The organism is Xanthomonas translucens pv. cerealis (genome assembly GCF_006838285.1).
Classification (GTDB): domain Bacteria; phylum Pseudomonadota; class Gammaproteobacteria; order Xanthomonadales; family Xanthomonadaceae; genus Xanthomonas_A; species Xanthomonas_A cerealis.
The window spans coordinates 1,612,864-1,636,755 of the sequence record NZ_CP038228.1 but is presented as its reverse complement, the minus strand read 5'-3'; the positions used below and the strand labels follow the sequence as shown (position 1 = coordinate 1,636,755).

At 68.4% G+C, this 23,892-nt stretch carries 21 protein-coding genes; 7 read left to right on the top strand and 14 right to left on the bottom strand.

Annotation, left to right across the window (positions count from 1 at the left end):
• Window positions 1-2: 2 nt before the first annotated feature.
• The 10 genes from flgJ to E4A48_RS07250 form a co-directional block, all read right to left on the bottom strand.
• Entirely contained in the window at window positions 3-1,226 is a 1,224-nt protein-coding gene (flgJ, locus tag E4A48_RS07295; RefSeq protein WP_142742142.1) for a flagellar assembly peptidoglycan hydrolase FlgJ, read from the bottom strand.
• Window position 1,227: 1 nt separating this feature from the next.
• A complete protein-coding gene (locus E4A48_RS07290; protein WP_142742141.1) occupies window positions 1,228-2,346 on the bottom strand; it encodes a flagellar basal body P-ring protein FlgI in 1,119 nt (372 codons plus the stop codon).
• An 8-nt stretch (window positions 2,347-2,354) separates the two neighbouring features.
• Window positions 2,355-3,056: a flagellar basal body L-ring protein FlgH gene (gene flgH, locus E4A48_RS07285; protein WP_142742140.1), complete on the bottom strand. Its 702-nt coding sequence runs from the start codon at window positions 3,054-3,056 to the stop codon at window positions 2,355-2,357.
• Between the two features lie 26 nt (window positions 3,057-3,082).
• The gene (gene flgG / locus E4A48_RS07280; RefSeq protein WP_004427262.1) at window positions 3,083-3,868 is read right to left on the bottom strand and encodes a flagellar basal-body rod protein FlgG; all 786 of its coding nucleotides are present in this window, start codon (window positions 3,866-3,868) and stop codon (window positions 3,083-3,085) included.
• Window positions 3,869-3,986: 118 nt separating this feature from the next.
• Entirely contained in the window at window positions 3,987-4,742 is a 756-nt protein-coding gene (locus E4A48_RS07275) for a flagellar basal body rod protein FlgF (RefSeq protein ID WP_004427261.1), read from the bottom strand.
• Window positions 4,743-4,888: 146 nt separating this feature from the next.
• Window positions 4,889-6,112 (bottom strand): flagellar hook protein FlgE, encoded by a 1,224-nt coding sequence (flgE, locus tag E4A48_RS07270; protein WP_039010038.1) that lies wholly within the window; start codon window positions 6,110-6,112, stop codon window positions 4,889-4,891.
• Window positions 6,113-6,137: 25 nt separating this feature from the next.
• The gene (locus E4A48_RS07265; protein ID WP_039010036.1) at window positions 6,138-6,812 is read right to left on the bottom strand and encodes a flagellar hook capping FlgD N-terminal domain-containing protein; all 675 of its coding nucleotides are present in this window, start codon (window positions 6,810-6,812) and stop codon (window positions 6,138-6,140) included.
• Window positions 6,813-6,852: 40 nt separating this feature from the next.
• Window positions 6,853-7,260, bottom strand: a complete 408-nt coding sequence (flgC, locus tag E4A48_RS07260) for a flagellar basal body rod protein FlgC (protein ID WP_004425624.1) — start codon at window positions 7,258-7,260, stop codon at window positions 6,853-6,855.
• 2 nt (window positions 7,261-7,262) lie between these two features.
• Window positions 7,263-7,667: a flagellar basal body rod protein FlgB gene (gene flgB / locus E4A48_RS07255; RefSeq protein WP_039010034.1), complete on the bottom strand. Its 405-nt coding sequence runs from the start codon at window positions 7,665-7,667 to the stop codon at window positions 7,263-7,265.
• 150 nt (window positions 7,668-7,817) lie between these two features.
• Complete coding sequence (locus E4A48_RS07250) at window positions 7,818-8,762, bottom strand: chemotaxis protein (protein ID WP_039010153.1); 945 nt, start codon at window positions 8,760-8,762, stop codon at window positions 7,818-7,820.
• A gap of 115 nt (window positions 8,763-8,877) precedes the next feature.
• On the opposite strand from E4A48_RS07250, the gene flgA reads away from it, so the two are divergent.
• The 4 genes from flgA (at window position 8,878) to E4A48_RS07230 (ending at window position 11,598) form a co-directional block, all read left to right on the top strand.
• Window positions 8,878-9,522, top strand: a complete 645-nt coding sequence (gene flgA / locus E4A48_RS07245) for a flagellar basal body P-ring formation chaperone FlgA (protein WP_039010032.1) — start codon at window positions 8,878-8,880, stop codon at window positions 9,520-9,522.
• A gap of 66 nt (window positions 9,523-9,588) precedes the next feature.
• Entirely contained in the window at window positions 9,589-9,906 is a 318-nt protein-coding gene (gene flgM, locus E4A48_RS07240) for a flagellar biosynthesis anti-sigma factor FlgM (RefSeq protein ID WP_004425633.1), read from the top strand.
• Window positions 9,903-10,247 (top strand): flagellar protein FlgN, encoded by a 345-nt coding sequence (locus E4A48_RS07235; RefSeq protein WP_080763556.1) that lies wholly within the window; start codon window positions 9,903-9,905, stop codon window positions 10,245-10,247. The genes flgM and E4A48_RS07235 overlap by 4 nt, the downstream gene beginning before the upstream one ends.
• A gap of 121 nt (window positions 10,248-10,368) precedes the next feature.
• The gene (locus E4A48_RS07230; protein WP_052235181.1) at window positions 10,369-11,598 is read left to right on the top strand and encodes an ATP-binding protein; all 1,230 of its coding nucleotides are present in this window, start codon (window positions 10,369-10,371) and stop codon (window positions 11,596-11,598) included.
• 109 nt (window positions 11,599-11,707) lie between these two features.
• Here the strand turns inward: E4A48_RS07230 and E4A48_RS07225 are convergent, their stop codons facing one another.
• The gene (locus tag E4A48_RS07225; RefSeq protein ID WP_039010030.1) at window positions 11,708-13,432 is read right to left on the bottom strand and encodes an EAL domain-containing protein; all 1,725 of its coding nucleotides are present in this window, start codon (window positions 13,430-13,432) and stop codon (window positions 11,708-11,710) included.
• A 4-nt stretch (window positions 13,433-13,436) separates the two neighbouring features.
• Entirely contained in the window at window positions 13,437-15,536 is a 2,100-nt protein-coding gene (locus E4A48_RS07220) for a PAS domain-containing sensor histidine kinase (RefSeq protein WP_260608083.1), read from the bottom strand.
• 175 nt (window positions 15,537-15,711) lie between these two features.
• Between E4A48_RS07220 and E4A48_RS07215 the strand changes: the two genes are divergently transcribed.
• The 3 genes from E4A48_RS07215 (at window position 15,712) to E4A48_RS07205 (ending at window position 22,162) form a co-directional block, all read left to right on the top strand.
• The gene (locus E4A48_RS07215; protein ID WP_039010025.1) at window positions 15,712-18,501 is read left to right on the top strand and encodes a sensor domain-containing protein; all 2,790 of its coding nucleotides are present in this window, start codon (window positions 15,712-15,714) and stop codon (window positions 18,499-18,501) included.
• Between the two features lie 564 nt (window positions 18,502-19,065).
• Window positions 19,066-20,820 carry an ABC transporter permease gene (locus E4A48_RS07210; protein WP_142742139.1) on the top strand — a complete coding sequence of 585 codons (1,755 nt, stop codon included), beginning with the start codon at window positions 19,066-19,068 and terminating at the stop codon, window positions 20,818-20,820.
• Window positions 20,821-20,842: 22 nt separating this feature from the next.
• Complete coding sequence (locus E4A48_RS07205; protein ID WP_039010022.1) at window positions 20,843-22,162, top strand: ABC transporter ATP-binding protein; 1,320 nt, start codon at window positions 20,843-20,845, stop codon at window positions 22,160-22,162.
• A gap of 80 nt (window positions 22,163-22,242) precedes the next feature.
• On the opposite strand, the gene E4A48_RS07200 is transcribed toward E4A48_RS07205, so the two are convergent.
• Together E4A48_RS07200 and E4A48_RS07195 are read right to left on the bottom strand one after the other, a co-directional pair.
• A complete protein-coding gene (locus E4A48_RS07200; RefSeq protein ID WP_039010020.1) occupies window positions 22,243-22,560 on the bottom strand; it encodes a hypothetical protein in 318 nt (105 codons plus the stop codon).
• Between the two features lie 128 nt (window positions 22,561-22,688).
• Window positions 22,689-23,879, bottom strand: coding sequence for a methyl-accepting chemotaxis protein (locus E4A48_RS07195; protein WP_009601439.1), 1,191 nt, complete (start codon window positions 23,877-23,879; stop codon window positions 22,689-22,691).
• Between the last annotated feature and the right edge of the window lie 13 nt (window positions 23,880-23,892).

Below are 23,892 nucleotides of genomic sequence, written 5' to 3'. Positions count from 1 at the left end.
CCTCAGCGCAACGCGCTGCTGGAGGGATCGGAGGTGCTGGCGAACGCGCGCTCGAGGCCGCTGGCGGCGGCATTGCCGATCGCCGCGACGGCGCGGCCGATGGTCGGGCCGCCGGCGATCGCGGCGATCTTGGCCGCGTAGGAAGGATCGGTGGCGTAGCCGGCACGCTGCAGGCCCTGGGCGAAACCGCGGATATTGGTGCCGGCATTGAGCGCCTGCTGGTAGCGCGGATTGGTCTTCAGCAGGCGCACGTAGTCGGCGAAGCTCTCGGCCGGCGAGGCGTAGGCGCGGAAATCGGCGGTCTGCGACTGCTTGACCCCATCGACGTACTCGTGGGTGCCGGTGGTGACGCGCTCGCCGCTCCAGCCGGTGGCCTTGATCCCGAACAAGTTGTTGGAGCTGGCGCCGTCGCCGCGGGAAATGCCGCGGCGTCCCCAGCCAGTCTCCAGCGCGGCCTGCGCGACCAGCGCCCGCGCATCCACGCCCAGTTCCTTGGCGGCCTTCTGCGCGTGGGTCCAGATCTGCGCGACGAAGCCTTCCGGGGTGCGCTCGCCGAGGCTGGCCGCGGCGGCCTTGGCGGCGGCGGTGGCGCTGGCGTCGATGCTGCTGCTGGCGTCGGCGCCTGCCGTCGCCGCCAGATCCGACCAGCGGTCGTCGGCGCCGGTCCACGCCACGCTGGCGCTGCCGTCGGCCGGGTTGCTGCCGATCGCGTCGTGCATGGCGCTGCTCTCGCGGCCGGCGATCAGGTCGAGCACGCGCGCGACCTGGTGCTGCGGCGCATCCCCCGCGTCCATGCCGCGCCAGGCGCTGGCGCCAACCGCGGCACCGGTATCGGCCAGCGCTGCGGCGCCGGCGGTCGCCGGATTGCCGGCGGCGCCGCCCTGGGCGGATACCAGCGAATACGCCTTGGCGGCCTGCGCGGCACCGATCGAGGTGTTGGTGGCCGGGGCGTCGGCGCTTTTGCCGCCGCCCAGCTGCTTGGCGATCATCCCCGCCAGGCCCAGCCCCTTGCCCTCGGTGAGCGCCTTGGCCATCTGCTTGTCGTACATGTCGCGAAACGTCTGGTTCTCGCCCGGGAACAGGGAATCGCCAAAGCTGGCGTCACGCATGCTCTTCACGAGCAGGTTCGCGAACTGTCCTTCCAACTGGCGCGACACCTTGTCGATCCGCGCGGGATCGTTCTGGGTGGTCGGGTTCAGTTCGATGGGAGAGGCCGAGATACGCATGTCAGATCACCTCCAGCTCCGCGCTCAGCGCGCCGGCCTGCTTCAGTGCTTCCAGGATCGCGATCAGGTCGCCCGGCGCGGCGCCGACTTCGTTGACCGCGCGTACGATCTGGTCCAGCGAGGTGCCGCCCTCGAACTTGAACATACGGCTGCCTTCGTTGGTGGCGGTGATGGTCGATTTCGGCGCGGCCACGGTCTGGCCGTTGCTCAGTGCGTTGGGCTGGCTGACCTGGGTGCCTTCGCTGATGGTGACGGTCAGCGAGCCGTGCGAGATCGCCGCGGGGCTGACCCGCACCTGCGCGCCGATGACCACGGTGCCGGTGCGGGCGTTGACCACCACCTTGGCCGGCGCCGCGCCCGGCGACAGTTCCACGTTCTCGATTCGCGCCAGCAGGCCGATGCGCGCGCTCGGGTCGGTGGGCGAGCGCACCGCCACGGTGCCGCCATCGACCGCATGCGCGCTGCCCGGGCCGAAGGTGCTCTCCAGCGCCGCGACCATCCGCGACACCGTGGTGAAATCGTTCTGGTGCAGGTTCAGGGTGATCTCACCGCTGCTGCCGAACACGTCCGGCAGCGCACGCTCCACCGTCGCGCCGTTGGGGATGCGGCCGACGCTGGGCACGTTGACCGAGATCCGCGAGCCGTCCTTGCCCTGCGCGCCGAAGCCGCCGACGATCAGGCTGCCCTGGGCGATCGCGTAAACTTGGCCGTCGGCGCCCTTCAGCGGCGCCATCAGCAGCGAGCCGCCGCGCAGCGAGACCGCGTTGCCGATCGAGGACACGGTGATGTCGATCGGCTGGCCGGGCTTGGCGAACGGCGGCAGTTCGGCGTGGATCGCCACCGCGGCCACGTTCTTCAGCTGCGGATTGACGTTCGACGGAACATTGACGCCCAGTTCGCCGAGCATGTTCTTCAGGCTCTGCACGGTGAAGGGCGCCTGGCTGGTGCGGTCGCCGCTGCCGTCCAGGCCGACCACCAGGCCGTAGCCGACCAGCGCGTTGCCGCGCACGCCGCCGACCTGGGCCAGGTCCTTGATGCGTTCGGCGGCGGCCGGGGCGGCCATGCCGGCGCACAGCGCGAACGCGGTTAGCAAGCGGCAGGTCAGGGACAGAAGGTTCATGGTGGGCCTCAGTACGGCGAAATGCGCGAGTTGAAGAAGCGGCTCAGCCAGCCCATCGCGTTGGATTGGGCGACGGCGCCGCGGCCGCCGTAGGCGATCCGCGCGTCGGCGACCTTGCTGGAAGGAATGGTGTTGTCCGGGGAGATGTCGGCGGCGCGGACGATGCCTTGCACCTGCACCAGCTCGTCGCCCTGGTTCAGGCGCAGGTTCTTCTGCCCCTGGATCACCAGGTTGCCGTTGGGCAGGCGCTGCATCACGGTCACGGTGATGCTGCCCTGCATGTTGTTGCTCTGCGCAGTGTTGCCCTTGCCGGCGAAGCTGCGGTCGCCGCTGGTGGAATTGTTGAGCAGGTTGACACCGTTGATCGTCAGCGGCGCGCCGAGCAGGGTCGGCGTGGCCATCGTCACCGCGTCCTTCTTGGTGATGCTGGTGTTGGCGGTGGTGCTGGCGTTGGTGCTTTCGACCAGGGTGATCGTCAGCAGATCGCCGACATCGCGCGCGCGCCGGTCCGAATATAGCGACAGGCCCGGGCCTGCGGCATAGATCGCGCCGGCGCTGGGCGGCGCGGCCTGCGCCACCACCGGCACAATCGGCGCCATCGGCGCGTACGGGCGCACGTCGCCGGCGGCGACGCCGAGGCCGGCGCAGCCGCCGAGCAGCACGGGTAGGACCAGCGCAGTGGTGAGAGAGAAGCAGGACAGACGCGACATGGCGGTTTCCAGAAGAAGTGTCGGGATCAGACGTTATTGTTCAGATAGCCGAGCATCGAATCGGTGGTGGAGATCGCCTTGGCGTTCATCTCGTAGGCGCGCTGGGTCTCGATCATGCTGACCAGCTCCTCGACCACGTTGACGTTGCTGCCTTCCAGCGAGGCCTGCACCGTGGTGCCGAGGCCGTTGAGGCCGGGCGTGCCGTTCTGCGCCGGGCCGGAGGCGGCGGTTTCCGCATACAGGTTTCCGCCCTTGGCCTGCAGGCCAGAGGGATTGATGAAGTCGCTCAGCGTCAACGAACCGATCTCCAGCGCCGCGGCGGTGCCGGCGACCTGCACGCTGACCGTGCCGTCGGTACCGATGGTCAGCGACTGCGCGCCTTCCGGGACCTGAATGCCGGGCTGCACCGCATAGCCGCTGTTGGTGACCAGCTCGCCCTGCGAATTGATCTGGAAGCTGCCGTCGCGGGTGTAGGCCGTGGTGCCGTCGGGCATCTGCACTTCGAAGAAGCCGCGGCCGTTGACCATCACGTCCAGCGCGCGCCCTGTCTGCTGCGGATTGCCCTGCTCGAAGTCCTTGGAGGTGGACACCACGCGCACGCCGGTACCCAGCTGCAGGCCCGAAGGCAACTGCGTCTGCGCCGAAGTCGCGCCGCCAGGCTGACGCACCTGTTGGTACAGCAGGTCCTCGAAGCTGGCGCGATCGCGCTTGAAGCCGGTGGTGTTGGTGTTGGCCAGGTTGTTGGACACGACCGACATGCGCGTCTGCTGCGCATCCAGTCCGGTCTTGGCGACCCACAAAGCCTGATTCATGACCCGATTCCTCTAAATGATGGCCCCGAGATCCGCGAGGGGCAGGGAGACTGATGCATGTGCCGTGCCACAAATGCGCCGGCTTGTCGGCGGCGGCGGCACGGCGCGCGTAATTGGCTTAGCCGTTCAGGCGCAGCAGGGTGTTGGCCGACTGGGCGTTCTCGTCGCCGTGCTTGATCACCTTCACCTGCATCTCGAACTGGCGCTGCAGCTGGATCATCTGTACCAGCGCGCCGGCCGCATCGACGTTGCTGCCTTCCAGCGCGCCGGTGTGGACTGCGCTGCCGGTGGCCAGGGCGAAGGCCTGGGTGGGATCGTCGCTGATGTTGCGCATCAGCCCGTCGGGGCGGCGTTCCAGGCGCTCGGCCGGCGCCTGCACCACCTTCATCTTGCCGACCACGGCCATCGCCTGCGGGCCTTCGCCCAGCGGCACGATCGACACCGAGCCGTCCTCGCCGATCTCCAGCGACTGGTGCGGCGGGATCGCCATCGGATTGCCCTGGTCGTCGAGCACCGCGCGGCCGCTGGAGGTGACCAGCTGGCCATTCGGGGTCACCGCCAGCTCGCCACCGCGCGTGTACGCCTCCTTGCCGTCGCTGGCCTGCACCGCCAGCCAGTTGTCGGCGCTGAGCGAGACGTCCAGCGCATTGCCGGTCACCTGCTGCGCGCCGACGTCGCGGTTGAAGCCCTGGTCGATGTGCAGCGCATCGATCCGCGACGGATAACCGGCGCCCTTGATGCGGAATGCCTCGGTATTGGCCAACGCCGCCTTGAAACCGGCGGTATCGACATTGGCCAGATTGTGCGACACCGTGCCCTGCGCCTGCAGCGAAGCGCGGGCGCCGGTCATGGCGACGTAGAGTGCTTTGTCCATCGGGAGCTCCTGGGAGCCGGGACCGGGGACCGGGAACCGGGGACCCGGAAAAGCGTGGAAGTCGGCGCGCCGACGCTACTGCGCCGCCGCTGCTGCCCTTGCTTTTCCGGGTCCCCGGTTCCCGGTCCCCGGTCCCGACATCACCATCAACGAATATTGATGATGGTCTGGGTGACCTGATCCTGGGTCGAGATCATCTGCGAGTTGGCCTGGAAGTTGCGTTGCGCGACGATCATGTTGACCAGCTGTTCGGTGAGATCGACGGTGGAGGCTTCCAGCGCGCCGGACTGCACGCTGCCGAAATCCGAGGTTCCCGGCGCGCCGGTGCGGGCATTGCCCGAGGCCGAGCTTTCCGCCCACACGTTGTCGCCGAGCGAGCTCAGCCCCTGCGGGTTGACGAAGTTGGTCATCGCCACCTGGCCCAGCGCCTTGTCGGCGTTGTTGGAATAGCGGGCGAAGACCACGCCGTTGGCGTCGATGCTGATCGAGTTGAGCTTGCCGCTGGCGTAGCCGTCCTGGCGCGCGTCGCGCAGCGCGAACGCCTCGCCGTACTGGGTCGAGCCGCTCACGTCCAGGGTCAGGTTGAGGGTGCCGGCGCCGGTGCTGGGGGTGAACGTACTCAGCGCGATCCTGCCGTCGGCGGGCGTGGTGAGCTTGCCGTTGCCGTCGAACTGGATCGTACTCGTGGTGCCGACTGCGGTGCCGTCGACATAGTTGTGCACCTGCCACTCGTTGGCGTTGCCGGTCTTGACGAAATACGAGGTCTGGGTGTGGCTGACGCCCAGCGAGTCGTAGACGGTGATGCCGCCGGTGGAATGGTTGTAGCTGTTGGCGTCGCTCGGGCTGAAGGTGGCAACGGTCGGGGTCTTGGCGTTGCCGGGCAGGGTGAACATCAGGTTCACCGTTTCGCTCTGCTTGGGCGAACTGTCGGTGGTCAGCAGCTGCAGATCGCTCAGCGTGCCGACCGCGAAGCCGTTGCCGTTGGCCGCCGGCGGGAACACCTGTAGCTTGGCGCCCTGCGGGTTGACCACGTAGCCGTTCTCGTCGGTCTGGAAGTTGCCGGCGCGCGAGTAGACCTTGGCGCCGTTGTTGGTCAGAGTGAAAAAGCCGTCGCCGGAGATCGCCATGTCCAGGTTGCGCCCGGTCGGATCGACATTGCCCTGCGAGAACTGCTGGGCGACGTTGCTGACCCGCACGCCGGCGCCGATCGCATTGCGCGCCAGGCCGTAGCCGGTGGCGGAGAACAGGTCGGCGAACTCGGCGCGCGATTCCTTGAAGCCGGTGGTGTTGACGTTGGCGATGTTGTTGGCGGTGACGTTGAGGTCGGAGTTGGCCGCTTTGATACCGGACAGCGAAGTATTGAAACCCATGATGGACTCCTGTGGATTGGCCGGCTCAGCTGACGCGGAGCACGTTGGCGAGCGGGGCGGTGCCCAGCCCGGTCAGGTCGAGGTAGATGCCGTCCGAGCCGATGGTGGCGCTCTCGACCGGGGCCTGGACGTAGGTAGACAGCGCGGTGTTGGTGCCCTTGCTGTCGGTAAGCGTTGCGCTGACGCCGTAAGTGCCGGGCGGCAGGCGGGTGCCGGCGCTATTGGTGCCGTCCCAGCTGAAATTGACTTCGCCGGCCTTGCTGGCGTTGACGCTGATCTGCTTGACCGCGTTGCCGTTGGCGTCGCTGACGGTGAGGTTGACGATGCCGGCGCCGGGCGCGGCGATCACGCCGTTGGCGCCGCCGTCGCTGCCCAGCGGCATCGTCGCCGACGGCACCAGCACCTTGTGACCGACCAGCTGCGCGCCGCGCAGGATCTGGTCACTGCTCATCGAACTGGACAGCGCGGTCACGGTCTTGTTGAGGTCGCCGATGCCCTGCACGGTGGACAGCTGTGCCATCTGCGACACCATCTGGCTGTTGTCCATCGGCTTGAGCGGGTCCTGGTGCTGCAGCTGCTCGGTCATCAGCTTCAGGAAGTCGGCCTGGTTCAGCGACGACGACTTGTTGGCAGTGGTCTTGCCGGCGCTGGCGCCGGTCAAGCCGAGGCTGGAATAAACGTCGTTGGAAACGGTACTCATCGGTACGTCCTAGGCCCTAAGGCGGCGGGAGGGAGGGCGCTTAGCGGCCCATGGTCAAGGTGGCCAACGCCAGTTCCTTGGCGGTGTTGAGGACTTCCACGCCTGCCTGGTAATTGCGCGAGGCGGAGATCAGGTTGACCATCTGCGACACCGGGTCCACATCCGGCGAATAGATGTAGCCGTCGGCATCGGCGAGCGGATGGCCGGGCTCGTAGCGCTTGATCGGCGGATCCTTGCTCTGGGTGATTTCCTTGACGTTGACCCCGGTCAGGCTGCTGTCGTGCGGGTTGCGCACGGCCTGGAAGATCGGCTCGATCGGCTTGTAGGCCGCTTCGGCCGAGCCGGCCACCGAATCGGCGTTGGCCAGGTTGCTGGCGATGGTGCTCAGGCGCACCGACTGCGCCTGCAGCGCGGAGCCGGCGACATCGAAGATCGGCAAATTGCTCATGCTTATTGGCCTGTGATCGCGGTGAGCATGCCGCGCACCTTGGATTCGACGAAGCTCAGCGAGGCGCGGTACTCCAGCGCGGCGCGGCCATAGGCGGCGCGCTCGACGTCCGCATCGACGGTATTGCCGTCGAGGCTGGGCTGCTTGGCCTCGCGGGTGACCTGGAATGGGTTGAGTCCGTTGCCGCCGCCGCCCACCGCGATGTGGCGGCTGTCAGTGGCCTGCAGCTGGCTACCGTCGCGCTGGCCCTGCGCGGCGCGCATCGCCGCGTCGAAATCCAGGTCCTGGGCCTTGTAGCCAGGCGTGTCGACATTGCTGAGGTTGCTGGCGATCAGCTTCATCCGTTGCTCGCGCAGCGGCAGGGCGTCGCCGTGGACACCTAAATAGGATGAAATCAGATTGGGCATGGCGCGCTCCCGCGGTTCGTTGCAGGAATGCAAGCAAAGTCTGTGCCAGAACCGGGGGGGCGCGCCGTGCGGCGCGGGGAACGGCCTTCGCCATTAGGGCGCAAGGCGTGCGGCTGCGGTACCCGGCGTCGTCCCGGGTACCGCGGAACGCTAGGCGGCCTTGGCCTCGGCGACCACCCGCAGCCGCGCCAGCACGTAGTCGGCCAGTTCGTGCGGGCTGTACTTGGCAACGAAGGCGTTGGCGCCGACGCGCTCGACCATGGCGTTGTTGAACACCCCCGATAGCGAGGTGTGCAGCAGCACGTACAGGCCGGCCAGGCCGGGGTGGCGCCGGATTTCCGTCGTCAGCGTATAGCCGTCCATCGCCGGCATCTCGATGTCGGAGATCACCATGGCGTAGCGGTCGGCTGGATTCTCGCCGCCGGCCTGGATCTGCAAGAGATGGTCCAGGGCCTGGCGGCCGTCGGATAGCAGGGTGGCGCCGACCCCGAGCTGGTCGAGCACGCTGCGGATCTGCTGCCGCGCCACCCGCGAGTCGTCCACCACCAGCACCTGCAGCTGCGAGCCGGTGAGCGCCAGCGACGGGTCGATCTGCGCGTCGGTGCGGTTCTGGGCGATGTCGGCGAGCACGCTTTCCACGTCGATGACCTGGATCAGCTCGCCCTGGAAGCGGGTCACCGCGGTCAGGTAGCTGGATTCGGCGCCCAATTCCGGCGGCGGATGGATGTCTTCCACCGCGATGTTGACGATGCGCTCCACGCCGCTGACCAGGAAACCCTGCACCGAGCGGTTGAATTCGGTGACCACCAGGTAGCCAGGCGCCTTATCGGCGTGCGTCTCGCGTTCCGGATGCCCGATCGCCAGGCCCAGATCCAGCACCGGCACCGAACGGCCGCGGACATCGGCGACCCCGGAGAATTGCAATGGCAGCCCCGGCACCTGGAACAGCTCCGGACGGCGCAGCACTTCCTGCACCTTGAAGACGTTCACGCCAAAAAGCTGACGGCCGCCCAGCCGGAACAGCAGCAGGGCAAGCCGGTTGTGGCCCGCCAAGCGGGTGCGCTGGTCGATTCGGTTGAGCAGGTCATGAGACATGGGGTTCATATCGGCGCCCTCGCGGCGGAACTTGAGGCCGGGCTGCGGCAATGCGCCTGCGAATCGCGGCATGGGCTTTGCATGGCAATGGCGACACCTTTATAGAGCGACGGCCATGCGCCTGATCCTGTTAGTGCTCCTGATGGCGGCAACGCCGGCCTGGGCCGCGGAATTCCAATCGGTGGACTCGATCCGCGCCGCAGCGCTGTCCACCCTTGGTGCCGACGCCGAAGCCGAGGCGACGCTGGACCCCTCGGTGCGCGTGCCGTTGTGCCCGGCGCCGCTGCAGGCGCAGCCCACCGGCACCACCACGGTGGAGGTGAGCTGCCCGCGCGAGGCCGGCTGGCGCCTGTTCGTGCCGCTCAAGGTGCGGCGTCTGCAGAACGTCCTGGTGCTGGGCCGCGGGATGGCCGCTGGGGAAACCGTCGGCGCCGCCGATATGGTGATCGAGAAGCGCGACGCGGCGCGGATCGTCGGTGCGGCAATGACCGATCCGGCGGCCGCGATCGGGAGGGTGGTGCGGCGCACGCTGCCGGCCGGCACGCTGCTGTCGGCCAGCGATCTGGTCGCGCAGCGGCTGGTGCGGCGCGGCGACAATGTGGCACTGGTGGCGCGCAACGGGGGACTGGAAGTGCGCATGGCCGGGCGTGCATTGAGCGATGGCGGCGAGAACGAGCGGGTGACCGTCGAAAACCTGTCGTCTCGGCGGGTGGTTCAGGGGACCGTGTCACAAAATGGCGACGTTTTTGTGACGCGTTGAGATCTCGCCTAAAGTTCGTCTGTGTAGGGCCGTTACCTACACCGAACCCGTAGCAGGATCACCCACATGAGCCAGAAAATCGAAGGGAGCTTGCCCAGCCAGGCCACGCTCCGTACCACGGCCGTCAACACCAAGGCCGCCTCCGGTGCGTCCGAGGATGGACAGAACCGTGCGGTGGGCGCCACGGCCGCGACCGACAGCCTGCGCCTGACCGGCGAAGCGTCCGGCCTGCAGAGCCTGCAGCGCCAGCTGTCGGCAGCGCCGGCGGTGGACAGTAACCGGGTCGAGTCGGTGCGCAGCGCGTTGCAGGGCGGCACCTACAAGATCAACCCTGACGCGATCGCCAGTCGCATGCTCGATCTGGACCAGCAGCTAAGCGCATGAACATCTCCGTGACCAACCCCTTGCAACAGCTCAGCGACGCACTCGCCGGCGAACGGCAGGCATTGTTGGATCACAACGTGGAAAGGCTGATGCAGGCCACCAGCGACAAGCTGGCGGCACTGCGTGCGCTGGAGGCCGACGTGCCCGCCGGAGCCGAGGCCGAATCGCGATTGCGCGAACTGGCAGACGCCAACCGTGCCAACGGCGCGCTGCTGTCGCGGCGGCGGCGCGAAGTGAACTGGGCCCTGCGTCATCTGGGCCGCAGCGAAAGCGCGCCGTCCTACGATGCCAACGGCCAGTCCAGCACCTTGCGCATGAGCCGCTCGCTGGCGATCGCCTAAGCCCTGGCGGCGCCAACGGCGTCGCCAGGCTGCAGCGTGGCGTGGCGGCTAGTTGCCGTGTCCACGCTCCGATAATGGCATCGGCGTATATTGAGTGTCCGCTCGTTACCCGTTGCCTTTCGTGAATTTCGCCGATCCCGATTACACCGATACGGTGCCGTTGCCTTCGCGCAAAAGTCTGCTCGCACTGAGCGAGCTGATCGACGAAGGCCTGGTGCTGTTTCGTGCCGACGGCCGCCTGCTGCTGGCCAATAGCGCCGCACGCGGCCACCTGTGCAATACCGACGTCTTCGACGACTGTGCCCTGGGCGAGCGCCTGGCGCAGTGGCTGCCCAGCGATGCGCTGTCGCAGGCGCGCAGCCATGGCCGCTGGAGCGGCAGCCTGCCGACCGAAGAACACGTGGTGCTGGCGCACCTGTATTTCCATGCCGACGGCGACGATGGCCACTATCTGGTGCTGATCCAGGGCATCGAAGGCCAGCAGGACTACGAGCAGGAACTGCAGCAGCGCCATGCCGAGCTGCGCCAGGCCTATCTGCGCCTCAACGGCGCGCAGGAAAAACTGCTGCAGTCGGAGAAGATGGCCTCCATCGGCCAGCTCGCCGCCGGCGTCGCGCACGAGATCAACAACCCGATCGGCTACGTGCATTCCAACCTGGGCAGCCTGCAGGAATACCTGCGCAGCCTGTTCACCCTGATCGAGGCCTACGAGCGTGCCCTGCGCGCGCCCGATCCGAAGGCGCTGATCCCGGAGATCGACGACATCCGCAACCGCTTCGACATCGACTTCATCAGCCGCGACCTGCCGCAGCTGATGGCCGAATCGCGCGAGGGCATCGAGCGGGTGACGCGCATCGTGCGCGACCTCAAGGACTTTTCCTATTCCGGCCGCGAGGAATCGTGGAAGCTGGTGGACCTGCATGCCGGGCTCGAGTCCACGATCAACATCATCTGGAACGAGCTCAAGTACAAGGTCACCCTGGACCGGCACTACGGCAACCTGCCGTTGGTCGAGTGCCTGCCGTCCGAGCTCAACCAGGTGTACATGAACCTGCTGCTCAACGCCGGCCAGGCGATCGGCGAGCGCGGCAGCATCGTGGTCAGCACCGGCCAGGACGGCGAAGAGGTCTGGATCGAGTTCAAGGACTCCGGCGCCGGCATTCCGGCGGATCTGCTGCAGCGCATCTTCGACCCATTCTTCACCACCAAGCCGGTTGGCAGCGGCACCGGCCTGGGCCTGTCGATCTCTTACGGCATCATCAACAAGCACCATGGCCGCATCGACGTGACCAGCACCGTCGGCGAAGGCTCATGCTTCAGGATCGTGATTCCGGTTAGGCAGCCGAAGTGAGGCCGGGACCGGGGACCCGGGACCCAGAAAAAGCGGCGATCCTGGCATGGCGGCGTTGTCGTGCAGTTGCCCTTTGCTCTTCCGGGTCACTGGTCCCTGGTCCCCGATTTCAAGTCTGCCCATCCCGCCGTTGCTCATCATGCGTGCGGAACGCCTGGCGGATGTGCTCGCGCAGTTCGTCGTCGTTCCATGGCTTGGTCAGGAAGCGGTAGATCGCGCCGCGGTTGATCGCGTCGGTGACCGTTGCCAGGTCGGTGTAGCCGGATAGCACCAGGCGGATGGTGTCGGGGTAGAGCATCTTGACCCGGCCCAGGAACTCGGTGCCACTCATGTCGGACATGCGCTGGTCGGACAGGATCACCTGCACGTCGTTGGTGGCCAGCAGGTCGAAGGCGTCGCGCACGTTGCCGGCGGCCAGGATCCGGTAGCCGTCGCGGCGGAACAGGCGCACCAGCGAGCGCAGCACGTTCTCCTCGTCGTCGAGCAGCAGCAGGGTGCGGTCCGGGCGGGTCTCGGTGAACGATTCCGGGCGCAGGTAGCGGCGCCGCAGCGCCATGCCCGCGGCCTCGGCCGACATCGGCTCGCCGAACAGGTAGCCCTGGAAGATGTCGCAGTCGTTGCGGCGCAGGAAGCCCAGCTGGGCCTGCGATTCGACGCCGTTGGCGATCACCACCATGCCCAGCTGGTGGCCCATGGCGATGATGGCGCGGGCGATCGCCGCCTCGCGATTGCCGGCCGGCGCGCTCTTGATGAAGCTGCGGTCGATCTTCAGCTTGTCCACCGGATAGCGCACCAGCGCGCTGAGGCTGGAATCGCCGGTGCCGAAGTTGTCCAGGCTCAGGCTGATGCCCTCGCGGCAAAGGTTGGCCAGGGTTTCGTGGACGAAGTTGACGTTGTTGGTCAGCGCGCTTTCGTTGATCTCCAGCACCATCATTTGCGGCGGCACCCCGGCGGCCTGCAGCGCCGACATCACTTCGTTGAAGAAGGTCGGGCGCAGCAGCTGCAGGGTGGAGACGTTGACCGAGATGGTGAAGTCGTCGAAGCCCTGGTCGCGCCACAGCCGCGCCTGGCGCAGCGCGCCCTCCATCACCCAAGTGCCGATCTGCACGATCACGCCCAACCGCTCGGCGGTGCGCATGAACCGTTCCGGCACCAGGATGCCCAGCGTCGGCGACTGCCAGCGCAGCAGCGATTCCATGCCGACCACGCGCCCGTCGCGGGCGCTGACCATCGGCTGGTAGCGCAGGCGCAGTTCGCCGTTGGGAATCGCATCCACGATCTGCCGCGAGATGATGCTCTCGCTGTGCGCGCTGGGCGGGCCATCGGCCGCGTACAGGCGCACCATGTTGCCGCCCTCGCGCGCAGCCTGGTAGACCGCGTCCTCGGCATAGTCGAGCAGCGTGGACAGGCGCGCGGAGTGTTCCGGGCACAGGCTCACGCCGATCTTGCCGGTCATGAACAAGGTGTAGGGCAGCACCGACAGCGGCAATTCGATCTGCTGCCGGACCTCTTCGGCGAAGGCCTCCGGCGGCGGCACGTCGGCGGTGCGCGGCACCGCCATGATCAGCTCATCGCTGCCGTGGCGCCACAGCAGACCGCGCCCGCGCAGATGCGCCTGCAGCCGCTGCGCCAGCAGCGCCAACGCGTGGTCGCCGACGTCCGCGCTCATATTCTCGTTGATCGAGGCGAAGTGGTCGATGTCGATGTGCAGCAGCATTACCCCCGGCCCGCCGGCCAGCGCCTCGGCGATCATGCCGGTCAGCGCCGGATGACCCGCGCCCAGGCGCGGCGGAAGTTCGTCGTCTTGCGGCACGGGGACAGCGGGATTCCACATCGTGTCAGGGTCCAGGTGGGTGCGTCGGCGTCGCCGCCGTGGTGTAGGGCAGGCACAGCGTCACCCGTGTGCCGGCACCGGGCGCGGTGTCGATCTGCAGGGTACCGCCTGCGCTCTGCGCGCGCTCGCGCATCACGATCAGGCCCAACCCGCGCGGGCCGGCCGGATCGAAGCCGTCGCCGTCGTCGACCACCTCCAGGCGCAGCTGCCGGTGCTGCTCGTCGCTCAGCGCCATGCGCACTTCGCCGGCACAGGCGTGGCGCAGCACGTTGGTCAGGCTCTCCTGGGCGATGCGGAAGCAGGCCTGCTCGACCTCGCCGCTGGGCCGCGCGGGCAGGGTGGCGATCTCCAGTTGCAGGCGCACCGGCGAGGCGCGGAACAGCATGCCGGCCTGCCAGCGCAGCGCCGCCTCCAGGCCGAGCGCGTCCAGTTGCGGCGGGCGCAGCAGGGTAGAGAGGTTGCGCAGCTTGGTGATGCTGCTGTCGGCCAGCTGCACGATCTCGTTCAGGTCCTCGCGGCGGCGCTCGGCGTCGGCTTCGTCCAGCGCCGCGTGCGCCGACAGCTTCATCGCGGTGATCGCCTGGCCGATGTCGTCGTGCAGGTCGCGCGAGATCGCGCGGCGTTCGTCCTCCTGCAGCGAGAACAGCCGCCGCGCCATCGCCTGCAGTTCGCGGTTGCTCAGCGCCAGCGCGTCGCGTATGCGCTCCGGTTCGCTGAGGTCGCGCACGATCAGCAGCTGGCAGTCGCGGCCGCTGTAGCGGACCTTGCCGAACGACAGCCCGGCATGGAACAGCGAACCGTCGCGGCGACGCATGCGCGCGGCGGCGGCGTGCTCGCCGCGGTCGCCCGCATCGCGCATCTGCTCGCGCACCTGCTGCAGATCGTTGGGGTAGACCAGGCCCTGCAGCGGCTCGCCGAGCAGGTTCTCGCCCGTGTAGCCGAACTGCCCGGCGCAGGCCGCGTTGGCGTACAGCACATGTTCCTGGTGCAGGATCGCGACCCCGTCGGGCAGTACCCGCACCAGTTCGCGGAACTGTTCTTCGCGCTCGTGCAGCAGGCGCCGCGAGCGTTCGTGCTCGGTCACGTCCTGCAGGGTGCCGCGCACGCAGGCCGCGCCGGTGTCGTCGCTGGCCGATTCGGCGCGCAGGTGCAGCATGCGCGCTTGGCCGTCGGCGGCCAGCACCGGCAGCAGCATGTCCAACTGCACCGGTGCGGCGCCACACAGTTCCTCGAGCATGTGCTGGATGCGCGCCTGCGATGCCAGATCGGCGGGCACCAGCAGTTCTTCCAGGCGATGCTGGCGTGGCTGCTCCGGCGCGCGCCGGCCGAGCATCCGGTACACCTGGTCGGAATAGCGGCCCAGGCCGCTGGCCGGATCCAGTTGCCAGGAGCCGAGGCGGGCGATCGCCTGCGCCTCCTCCAGCCGCAGCAGCGCCTGGTCGCGGCGCTGCTGTGCCTCGTGCTCGGCGCTGCGATCGCTGATCACCACCAACCGCGCGCTGCGGCCGCGGTAGTCCAGGCCGGTGCTGCGCGCCTCGGCCATGCGCAGGCTGCCGTCGCGCAGGCGCAGCGGCTCGGCCACCACGCAGACCTTGGACGGGGTGTCGCGGATCGACTGGATCACCTCGCCCATGCGTTCGGCCGCGCTCGGTGGCAATAACCGGCCCAGTTCCAGCCCGACGAAGGTATCGTGCGGCCAGCCGAAGAAGGCGATCGCGGCCGGATTCACGTCCACCACCCGCAGCGTTTCCGGGTCGTAGACCAGCATCGGGCTGGGATTGGCCTGGAACATCTGCCGGTAGCCGGTCTCGGACAGCGCCAGCTGCGCATGCACCTGCACCGCGCTGCGCACCAGCGGGCGCAGCAGGCAGTACAGGGCGATGGCGGTCAACAGCAGGAACACGGCGTCGTTGACCAGTTGGAGTAAGGCCAGCGTATGCGTGTTGTCTACGAATCGAACCAGCAGCAGGTCGCTGCCCAGCGACCAGATCAGGCCGACCAGCAGATAAAGCAGCGCGGTCCGCCAGATGCCCCGGTCCAGCCGCTGCGCCAGACGCATGCCCGATGACGGGGAGGTCGGGGAGAGATCGCGTTGTGGTTGCATGCCCCGACAGCCTGGTGCGGTGTTATTCGTCCGCTGCCATCTTACCGGCAAGCGGCGGCCGCGGCCCACTGCGGCGGCCGCCGCCGGCCAGGGCTGGGCGCTCAATTAATGCCGCCAGGTGCCGTTATCACCTTCGTCCGCCAGCATCAGCGCGGTAGAAACGGAGCACTTCGGCGTGGATCAAGGCGTCATCGCAAGCTTGCTGCAGCATCCGCTCACCTCGGCCGTGGTCCTGTTGGACGCCGAAGGGCGGCCGCTGGCCGCGAACCGGGCAGCGCAGGCGCTGGAGCTGCCGCGTACGGTGGATGCCTATGCCGAGCTGATGCGCGACGTGCGCGAGCGCCTGCTCGGCGGCGAGCGCATGCTTGCCTGTGCGCTGCCCGGCACCGCCGGGCGGCGCCTGGACGGCTGGCTGCGCGCGGTACGCGACGACGCCGGCGCGCTGCTGGCATACACCCTGAGCGTGCCCGAGCCGGTCGGCAGCGATGGCGCCACGCGCTGGGAGATCGCGCTGGACAGCGCCGAACACGGTCTGTGGGACTGGGACATCCCCAGCGACAAGACTTTCCGTTCCGAGCGCTGGAGGCAGATGCTCGGTTACCAGGGCGATGCGCCGGACTACGGACTCAATGCGCTGCTGCCGCTGGTGCACAGCGACGACCAGGACCGCCTGCGCGAGGCGATCCGCGCCCATTTCGAAGGCCGCAGCGCGACCTACGTGTGCGAATTCAGGCTGCGCCAGCAGGACGGACAGTGGCGCTGGATCCTGGATCGCGGCCGCATCGTCGCGCGTACCGCCGACGGCAGCCCGCTGCGCATGGTCGGCACGCATACCGACATCCACGAACAGAAGCTGCTCGAGCAGCGCCTGCGCGACCAGCAGACTCTGCTGCGCGAGGCGCAGCGCATGACCAGCATGGGCAGCTGGTCGTGGGATCCGCCGCAGAACCGGATCTGGTGGTCGCGCGAATTCCTGCGCCTGACCGGCCTGGCCGAGGAACACCAGCCGAGCAGCCGCGGCTGGCTGCGCCTGCTCAGCCGCGAGTCGGCGGCGCAGGTGCTGGCGACCTGGCGGCGCATGCAGCGCGACGGCAAGCAGGCCAACTTCGAGGTCGAGCTGGTGCGCGGCAGCGAGGCGCCGCTGCACCTGCGCGTCTGGGCGCAGCCGCAGCTGGAACCCGATGGCCGCATCCAGCGCGTGCTCGGCCAGGTGCAGAACATCACCGAGCAGCGCCAGACCGACGCGCTGATCCGCTGGCGCACCGAACTGCTCAACCGCGTCTCCGCGCTGGGCAAGATCGGTGGTTGCGAGATCGAGGTCGGCACCCGGCGCATGCAATGGACCGAGGAGTGCTACCGCATCCACGGCCTACGCAAGGAAAACCTGGAGCTGGACCAGGCGCTGTCGCTGTACACCCCAGATTCTCGCGACTCTTTCGAAGCGGCGCTGGCGCGGATCGCCCATGGCGGGCTGCCCGAGCAACTGGACCTGTGCTTCCACCGGCCTTCCGGGCACCGGGTATGGGTGCAGGTCCTGATCGAACTGGACGACCGCGATGGTCTGCCGCCGCGTTTCGTGGTGCTGTTCCGCGACATCAGCCGCGAACGCGAGGCCAGCGAACGCATCGAACTGCTGGCCCACTACGACCTGCTGACCGGGTTGCCGAACCGGCAACTGCTGCGCGAGCAGGCGGAAGCCGCGATGCGCGACGCGGTAGAGCGCGGCAGCACCCTGGCGATGCTGTTCGTCGACCTGGACGGATTCAAGAGCATCAACGATTCCTTCGGCCATGCCACCGGCGATGGGCTGCTGAAGCTGGCGGCTACGCGCATGCACCAGCAGCTGCGCACCAGCGACCTGTTCGGGCGCTTCAGCGGCGACGAATTCCTTGTGGTGCTGCGCGACCTGGCCGAACCCAGCGACGCCGGCCACGTGGCGCGCAAGCTCATCGCCGCGCTGGCCGAGCCGCTGCACAACGGCGAGAACGTGATCAAGATCGGCGCCAGCATCGGCATCGCCTTGATGGAAGACGGGCGCCAGGATTTCGACAGCCTGCTGCGCGCCGCCGACGCGGCGATGTACGCGGCCAAGGAATCCGGCCGCAACACCTGCCACTACTACAGCCAGGATGTGCTGCTGCGCGCACAGCGGCGCCTGGAGATCGAGCATGCGCTGCATGGCGCGCTGGACCGCGAGGAGTTCTCGCTGGTGTACCAGCCGCTGGTGCACGCAGCAGGCGAACGCGCGCCGGCGGTCGAGGCGCTGCTGCGCTGGCACCGCCCCGGCCATGGCCATTGCAATCCGGCCGAGTTCATTCCCATCGCCGAAGAATGCGGCGAGATCGTGCGCCTGGGCGACTGGGTGATCAACGAAGCCTGCCGCCAGGCCGCCGCCTGGGATGCGGCGGGGCTGCATTTCGACCGCGTGTCGGTGAACGTGTCGGCGATGCAACTGCGCGACCGTGGTTTCGCCGAGCGGGTGCTGGAACTGTGCCAGCGCAACAGCTGGTCGCCGAAGCGACTGGAGCTGGAGCTGACCGAGTCGGCGCTGATCCGCGACACCGAATCGCTGCGCCGCTGCTTCGAACTGTTCGAGCAGGAAGGCGTGCTGCTGGCGGTGGACGACTTCGGCACTGGCTTCTCCAACCTGCATTACCTCAATCGCTTCCCGGTGCAGCGGCTGAAGATCGACCGCAGCTTCGTGCAGGACATGCTCATCGACAGCGGCACCGCCAAGGTCACCCAGGCGATCGTGCAACTCGGCCATGCGCTGGGCATGCAGGTGGTGGCCGAGGGCGTGGAGACGGCGCAGGAGGAGGCGCTGCTGCGCGAGCAGGGCTGCGACGAGATCCAGGGCTATCTGCACTCGCGCCCGCTGCCGCCGCGCGAACTGGCGGCGTGGTTGCGGGCGCGCCAGAGCGTGCTGCCCGCGACCTTGCCGCGGCTGGTGCTTGCTGCTCAGTGAACGCGCGTTGCGGGCGCCTGCGCCGCGCTGTTGCGGCGCCGCATTTGCTGGCTATACTTCGCGCCCATCGTTCCCGGCCAGAGGCCACTTCCTTGGACAGTCATCCTAGACCGACGCTGCAGCTGTCGAGCTGACAGGACCGACAAGGTCTGGGTTCGTCCCAGATGGGTCCCGTCCGCTCAGGACGGGATCGTTCGCCACCGCCGTACCGGCGCTGGCGACAGACCCCGCAGTACGCAAGCCCGATCCGCGAGGACCCCGAGCGTAGCCGCTGGCGTTTCCGCATCCGGAGCCGCCCATGCCTGTCGTCGCTGTCGCCATGCATTTCGTCACTGCCGGTTGTCCGCGCGCATGCCGCGGCCAGTCCATGCCGCATCGCGGCGCCTGCTGCCGCACAGCGCGATCGCCGCGGTCGCGGCCGGCATCGCGGCGCCGGCGCAGCAGCGGCTGACGCCTGGCTGGAATATTCGCGCGCCACACTGGGCGGTCGTCCCACCCACGTTTCCGTGATTCCCTACCACCCGTGCGGCGCGCCTGGCGCCGCCGTCCTGCCGGAACCTTCCCATGGTGCTATTCCCCCGCGACCGCAACGCGCCCGGCCATGTCGCCGCACGTCCCGGCGTGCTGCCCAATCTGCACGATCTGGCGGTGTTCGCGCTGCTGCTGGCGCTGGGCGTGCTGCTGCTGCACGGCGCCGCCGACATGCGCGCGCCGCTGCTGCCGCCGGGCACCGAAGCGGTCTCGCTGGAGCTGCAGCATTTGCCCGAATACGGCCTGCGCACCACCTTGCGCATGTTCGCCGCGATGGCCGCCTCGCTGGTGTTCACCTTCGCCGTGGCGACCCTGGCGGCCAAGAGCCGCCGGGCCGAGCGGCTGATCGTGCCGGCGCTGGACATCCTGCAGTCGGTGCCGGTGCTGGGCTTCCTGACCTTCACCGTGACCTTCTTCCTGGGCCTGTTTCCGGGCCGCCAGATCGGCGCCGAGCTGGCCTCGATCTTCGCCATCTTCACCAGTCAGGCCTGGAACATGGCCTACTCGTTCTACCAGTCGCTGCGCAACGTGCCGCGCGACCTGGACGAGGTCACCCGCGGTTTCGGCCTGTCGCCGTGGCAGCGCTTCTGGCGGCTGGAGGCGCCCTATGCGACGCCGGCGCTGATCTGGAACATGATGATGTCGATGTCCGGCGGCTGGTTCTTCGTGGTCGCCTCCGAGGCCATCACGGTCGGCGACCACACCCTGGAACTGCCCGGCATCGGCTCCTATCTGGCGCTGGCGATCGCGCAACGCAACTTCGCCGCGGTCGGCTGGGCGGTGCTGGCGATGGGCGTGTTGATCGTGCTGTACGACCAGTTGCTGTTCCGTCCCATCGTCGCCTGGTCGGACAAGTTCCGCGCCGAACTCACCGCTTCGCAGGACAAGCCGCAATCGTGGCTGTACGACGTGCTGCGGCGCACGCGCCTGGCCAAGCGCCTGGTCGCGCCGCTGGTCTGGGTCTGGCAGCGCACGCTGCTGTGGCGCTGGGCGCCGCGGCGCGCGCGCCCGGCGGCGGCGCCTGCGCAGGACGGCGCCGCCAACCGCTGGGGCGACCGCCTATGGAGCGCGGCGCTGGCGATCTCGGGACTGGCCGCGGCCTGGTTCGCGTTCGACTACGGACGCCGGAATCTGGGCCTGCACGACCTGGCCGAGGCGTTCGGCGGCGGCCTGGCCACGCTGGCGCGGGTGGTAGTGCTGATCGCGCTGGCCAGCGTGGTGTGGGTGCCGATCGGGGTGTGGATCGGGCTGCGCCCGAAGGTGGCGCAGCGGGTGCAGCCGCTGGCGCAGTTCCTGGCCGCGTTCCCGGCCAACGTGCTGTTTCCGTTCGCGGTGCTGGCGATCGTCGCCACTGGCGCCAATCCGAACATATGGCTGTCGCCGCTGATGATCCTGGGCACGCAGTGGTACATCCTGTTCAACGTGATCGCCGGCGCCAGCGCGTTTCCCACCGACCTGCGCGAGGCGGCCACGGTCTACCAGCTGCGCTCGTGGACCTGGTGGCGGCGGGTGATCCTGCCGGGCATCTTCCCGTACTACATCACCGGCGCGCTGACCGCCTCCGGCGGCTCCTGGAACGCCAGCATCGTCGCCGAGCTCGCCAGCTGGGGCGACACCCAGGTGCAAGCGTACGGGCTGGGCTCCTACATCGCCCGCGCCACCGCCGCCGGCGACGGTGCGCGGGTGCTGCTCGGGGTGGCGGTGATGTCGCTGTTCGTGACCGTCTGCAACCGTGCGGTGTGGCGGCGCCTGTATGCCTTCGCCGAACGCCGCCTGCGCTTCGACTGACCCCCTTTTGGAGATCCCGACCATGACCTTTTCCGCAAGCGCGCCCGAGCGCGCCCCGCTGGTCCGCGTGCACGGCGTGCGCAAGAGCTACGACAAGGGCGGGGCGACACCGCTGGTGGTGCTGGACGATGTGGATCTGACATTGCATTCGGGGCAGATCGTCGGCCTGCTCGGGCGCTCCGGCTCCGGCAAGTCCACGCTGCTGCGCGCCATCGCCGGGCTGCTGCAACCCAGCGCCGGCAGCATCGTATTCCGCGACGCCACCCCGACCCAGGCAATCGACGATATCGCGATGGTGTTCCAGAGCTTCGCGCTGTTCCCGTGGCTGACCGTGCTGCAGAACGTGGAAGTCGGACTGGAGGCGCGCGGCGTGGCCGCCGACGAACGCCGCCGGCGCGCGCTGACGGCAATCGACCTGATTGGCCTGGACGGCTACGAGGGCGCCTATCCGAAGGAGTTGTCCGGCGGCATGCGCCAGCGCGTGGGCCTGGCCCGCGCCCTGGTGGTGCGGCCGAAACTGCTGTTGATGGACGAGCCGTTCTCGGCGCTGGATGTGCTGACCGCCGAGACCTTGCGCACCGACCTGCTCGACCTGTGGTCGGAAGGGCGTATGCCGATCGAATCGATCCTGATGGTCACCCACAACATCGAGGAAGCGGTGCTGATGTGCGACCGCATCGTGATCTTCGGTGCCAACCCGGGCCGAGTGATCGGCGAGATCCAGGTTACCTTGCCGCAGCCGCGCAACCGCCTGGCGCCGGCGTTCCGCGCCCTGGTCGACGACATCTACGCGCGCATGACCGCCAGCCCGCAGCGGCCGCAGGCGCGCGAAGGCGTGTTCCCCGGCAGCGGCATCGCGATGGTACTGCCGCGGGTGTCGAGCAACCTGCTGGCCGGCCTGGTCGAGGCGGTGGCGGCCGAGCCCTACCATGGCCGCGCCGACCTGCCGCCGCTGGCCGCCGGCCTGCAGCTGGAGGTGGACGAACTGTTCCCGATCGCCGAGACCCTGCAACTGCTGCGCTTCGCGGTGTTCGAGCAGGGCGACCTGCAACTGACCCCGGCCGGCCAGCGCTTCGCCGAACTTGGCACCGACGCGCGCAAGCAGATGTTCGCCCAGCACCTGGCCACCTACGTGCCGCTGGCCGCGCACATCCGCCGCGTGCTCGACGAACGCCCGACCCACCACGCCCCAGCGCGGCGTTTCCGCGACGAGCTGGAAGACCACATGTCCGAGGATTATGCGGCGGAAACCGTACAGGCGGTGATCAGTTGGGCACGCTACGCCGAGTACTTCGCCTACGACAAGCAGGCGGACCTGTTCTCGCTGAAGAATCCCAGCTAGCGCGTCGCTTCGTCGATGCGCAGGTGATGCCGCCCCTACAGGACTTCGCGGCGTTCGGAATTGCGCCCGCACAGAGCGGTTCAATCGTGATCGGCGAGCGCCGCGTACCCGGGCATCGGCACCGGCGTACCGGCCGCGGCGATGGTGGCCCCGTTCAAGCCCATGTCCCAGGCCAGGCCGGCCCAGATCAGGTCGGCGATGCTATCGCTCTGCGCCACCGGGCCACGCCGGCCGAGCATCTGCCGCAACTCGTCCTGCGCCAGCATTTCCAGCTGCCGCAGCGCGCTGCCCGGCTGGCGCCGCGCCGCAACCGGCATGCCGCTGGCGGCAAGGTCGGCAACCAGGTGCAGGGGAGCAGGCGAGGCGTGCTGCGCAGAGGTCAGATCGTCGCAGGACATGGCCTCTACTCGTGACAGGGACTGAAAGGGCATCGACTCGGCCAAACGGGGAAAGGCAGCAACGACAAGCCCCGGCCGGGGCCGGGGACTGGTCGCTTCATGGTGTGGCAGGGAACACGCGGCGTCGATCAGAACAGTTCGACGGTGCCGGCGCCCATGCTCTGCTGCGCCACCGGCTTGTGCGGCGGACGTTCCCACTCCACGCGCATCTCGCGCAGGCGGGTGCCGACGCGCTGCAGGGCTTCGACCAGTTCGTTGTCGAACACGCCGCCATTGCGATGCAGCAGTTCCTGCAGGCCCACGGCCTCGCGATTGATCGCGGTCAGGCGGTCAAGGTGGGTGTGCACGCCGCCCAGGGCCTGGGTGGCGATGTCCTCGAACTGCAGGGCACGCACCGCTTCGGCGACGCTGCTGTCGATGGCGCGGCCGCACTCGGAGATCTCGCGCATGCCTTCGCCCAGCGAGTTGTTGATCGCCGCCACGTTGTCCAGCATCGACGCGGCCTCGGCGCGCGCCTCGCGGGAGCGGTCCATGTCGCGCGAGGCCATGTGCGACACCGTCTCGCGGACCTTGGCGATGGCGTCCTTCGAGCTGTGCGCCAGCTTGCGGATCTGCTCGTTGAAGGTGGTCGAGCGCTCGGACAGGTTACGTACCTCGTCGGCGACCACCGCGAAGCCGCGGCCCGCCTCGCCGGCACGCGCCGCTTCGATCGCCGCGTTCAGCGCCAGCAGATTGGTCTGGTCGGCGATCGACTTGACGTCCTCCAGCAGGGCGAAGATGCCGTCCAGGTGCTGCGACATGTCGTCGATATAGTGCACCGTGGCGCTGCTCTGGCCGCTGACCTGCTCCAGCGCCTCGACCAGTTGCTCCATGCGCTGGCTGGCATGCTGGGCGAAGCGGGCCACGTCGACCCCGGCACCGCCGTCGTCGCCGGCGCGATCCACGATCCTCGCCAGCGCCACGTTCTGCTGCCGCGACTTGCGGTTCATCGCCTCGAAGCTGCCGCCCAGGCCGCTGACCGCCTGGCGGATCAGTTCGCGGGCCCGTTCGATCTCGCTGCGCGAGCCTTCGATCTCGTTGCCGACGAAGTTGCGCAGCTCGGACAGCAGCTGATCCTGCTCGCGCATGATCTTGGACTGCTCCGGCGAACGCCGGCTCTGGCTATAGGCTGTCCAGGCAGCGAAGCCCAGCCAACTCAGCGTCATCGTGGTGAGGATGGCCCAACGGACCGGGGCCGGCCAATCGAAACCGGCGGCGATGGGGAACAACAGCGTCAGGGCAAGCGGAGCAGCCAGACGGATCAAGAGGCGTGAGTACATGGACGTTCTCGGC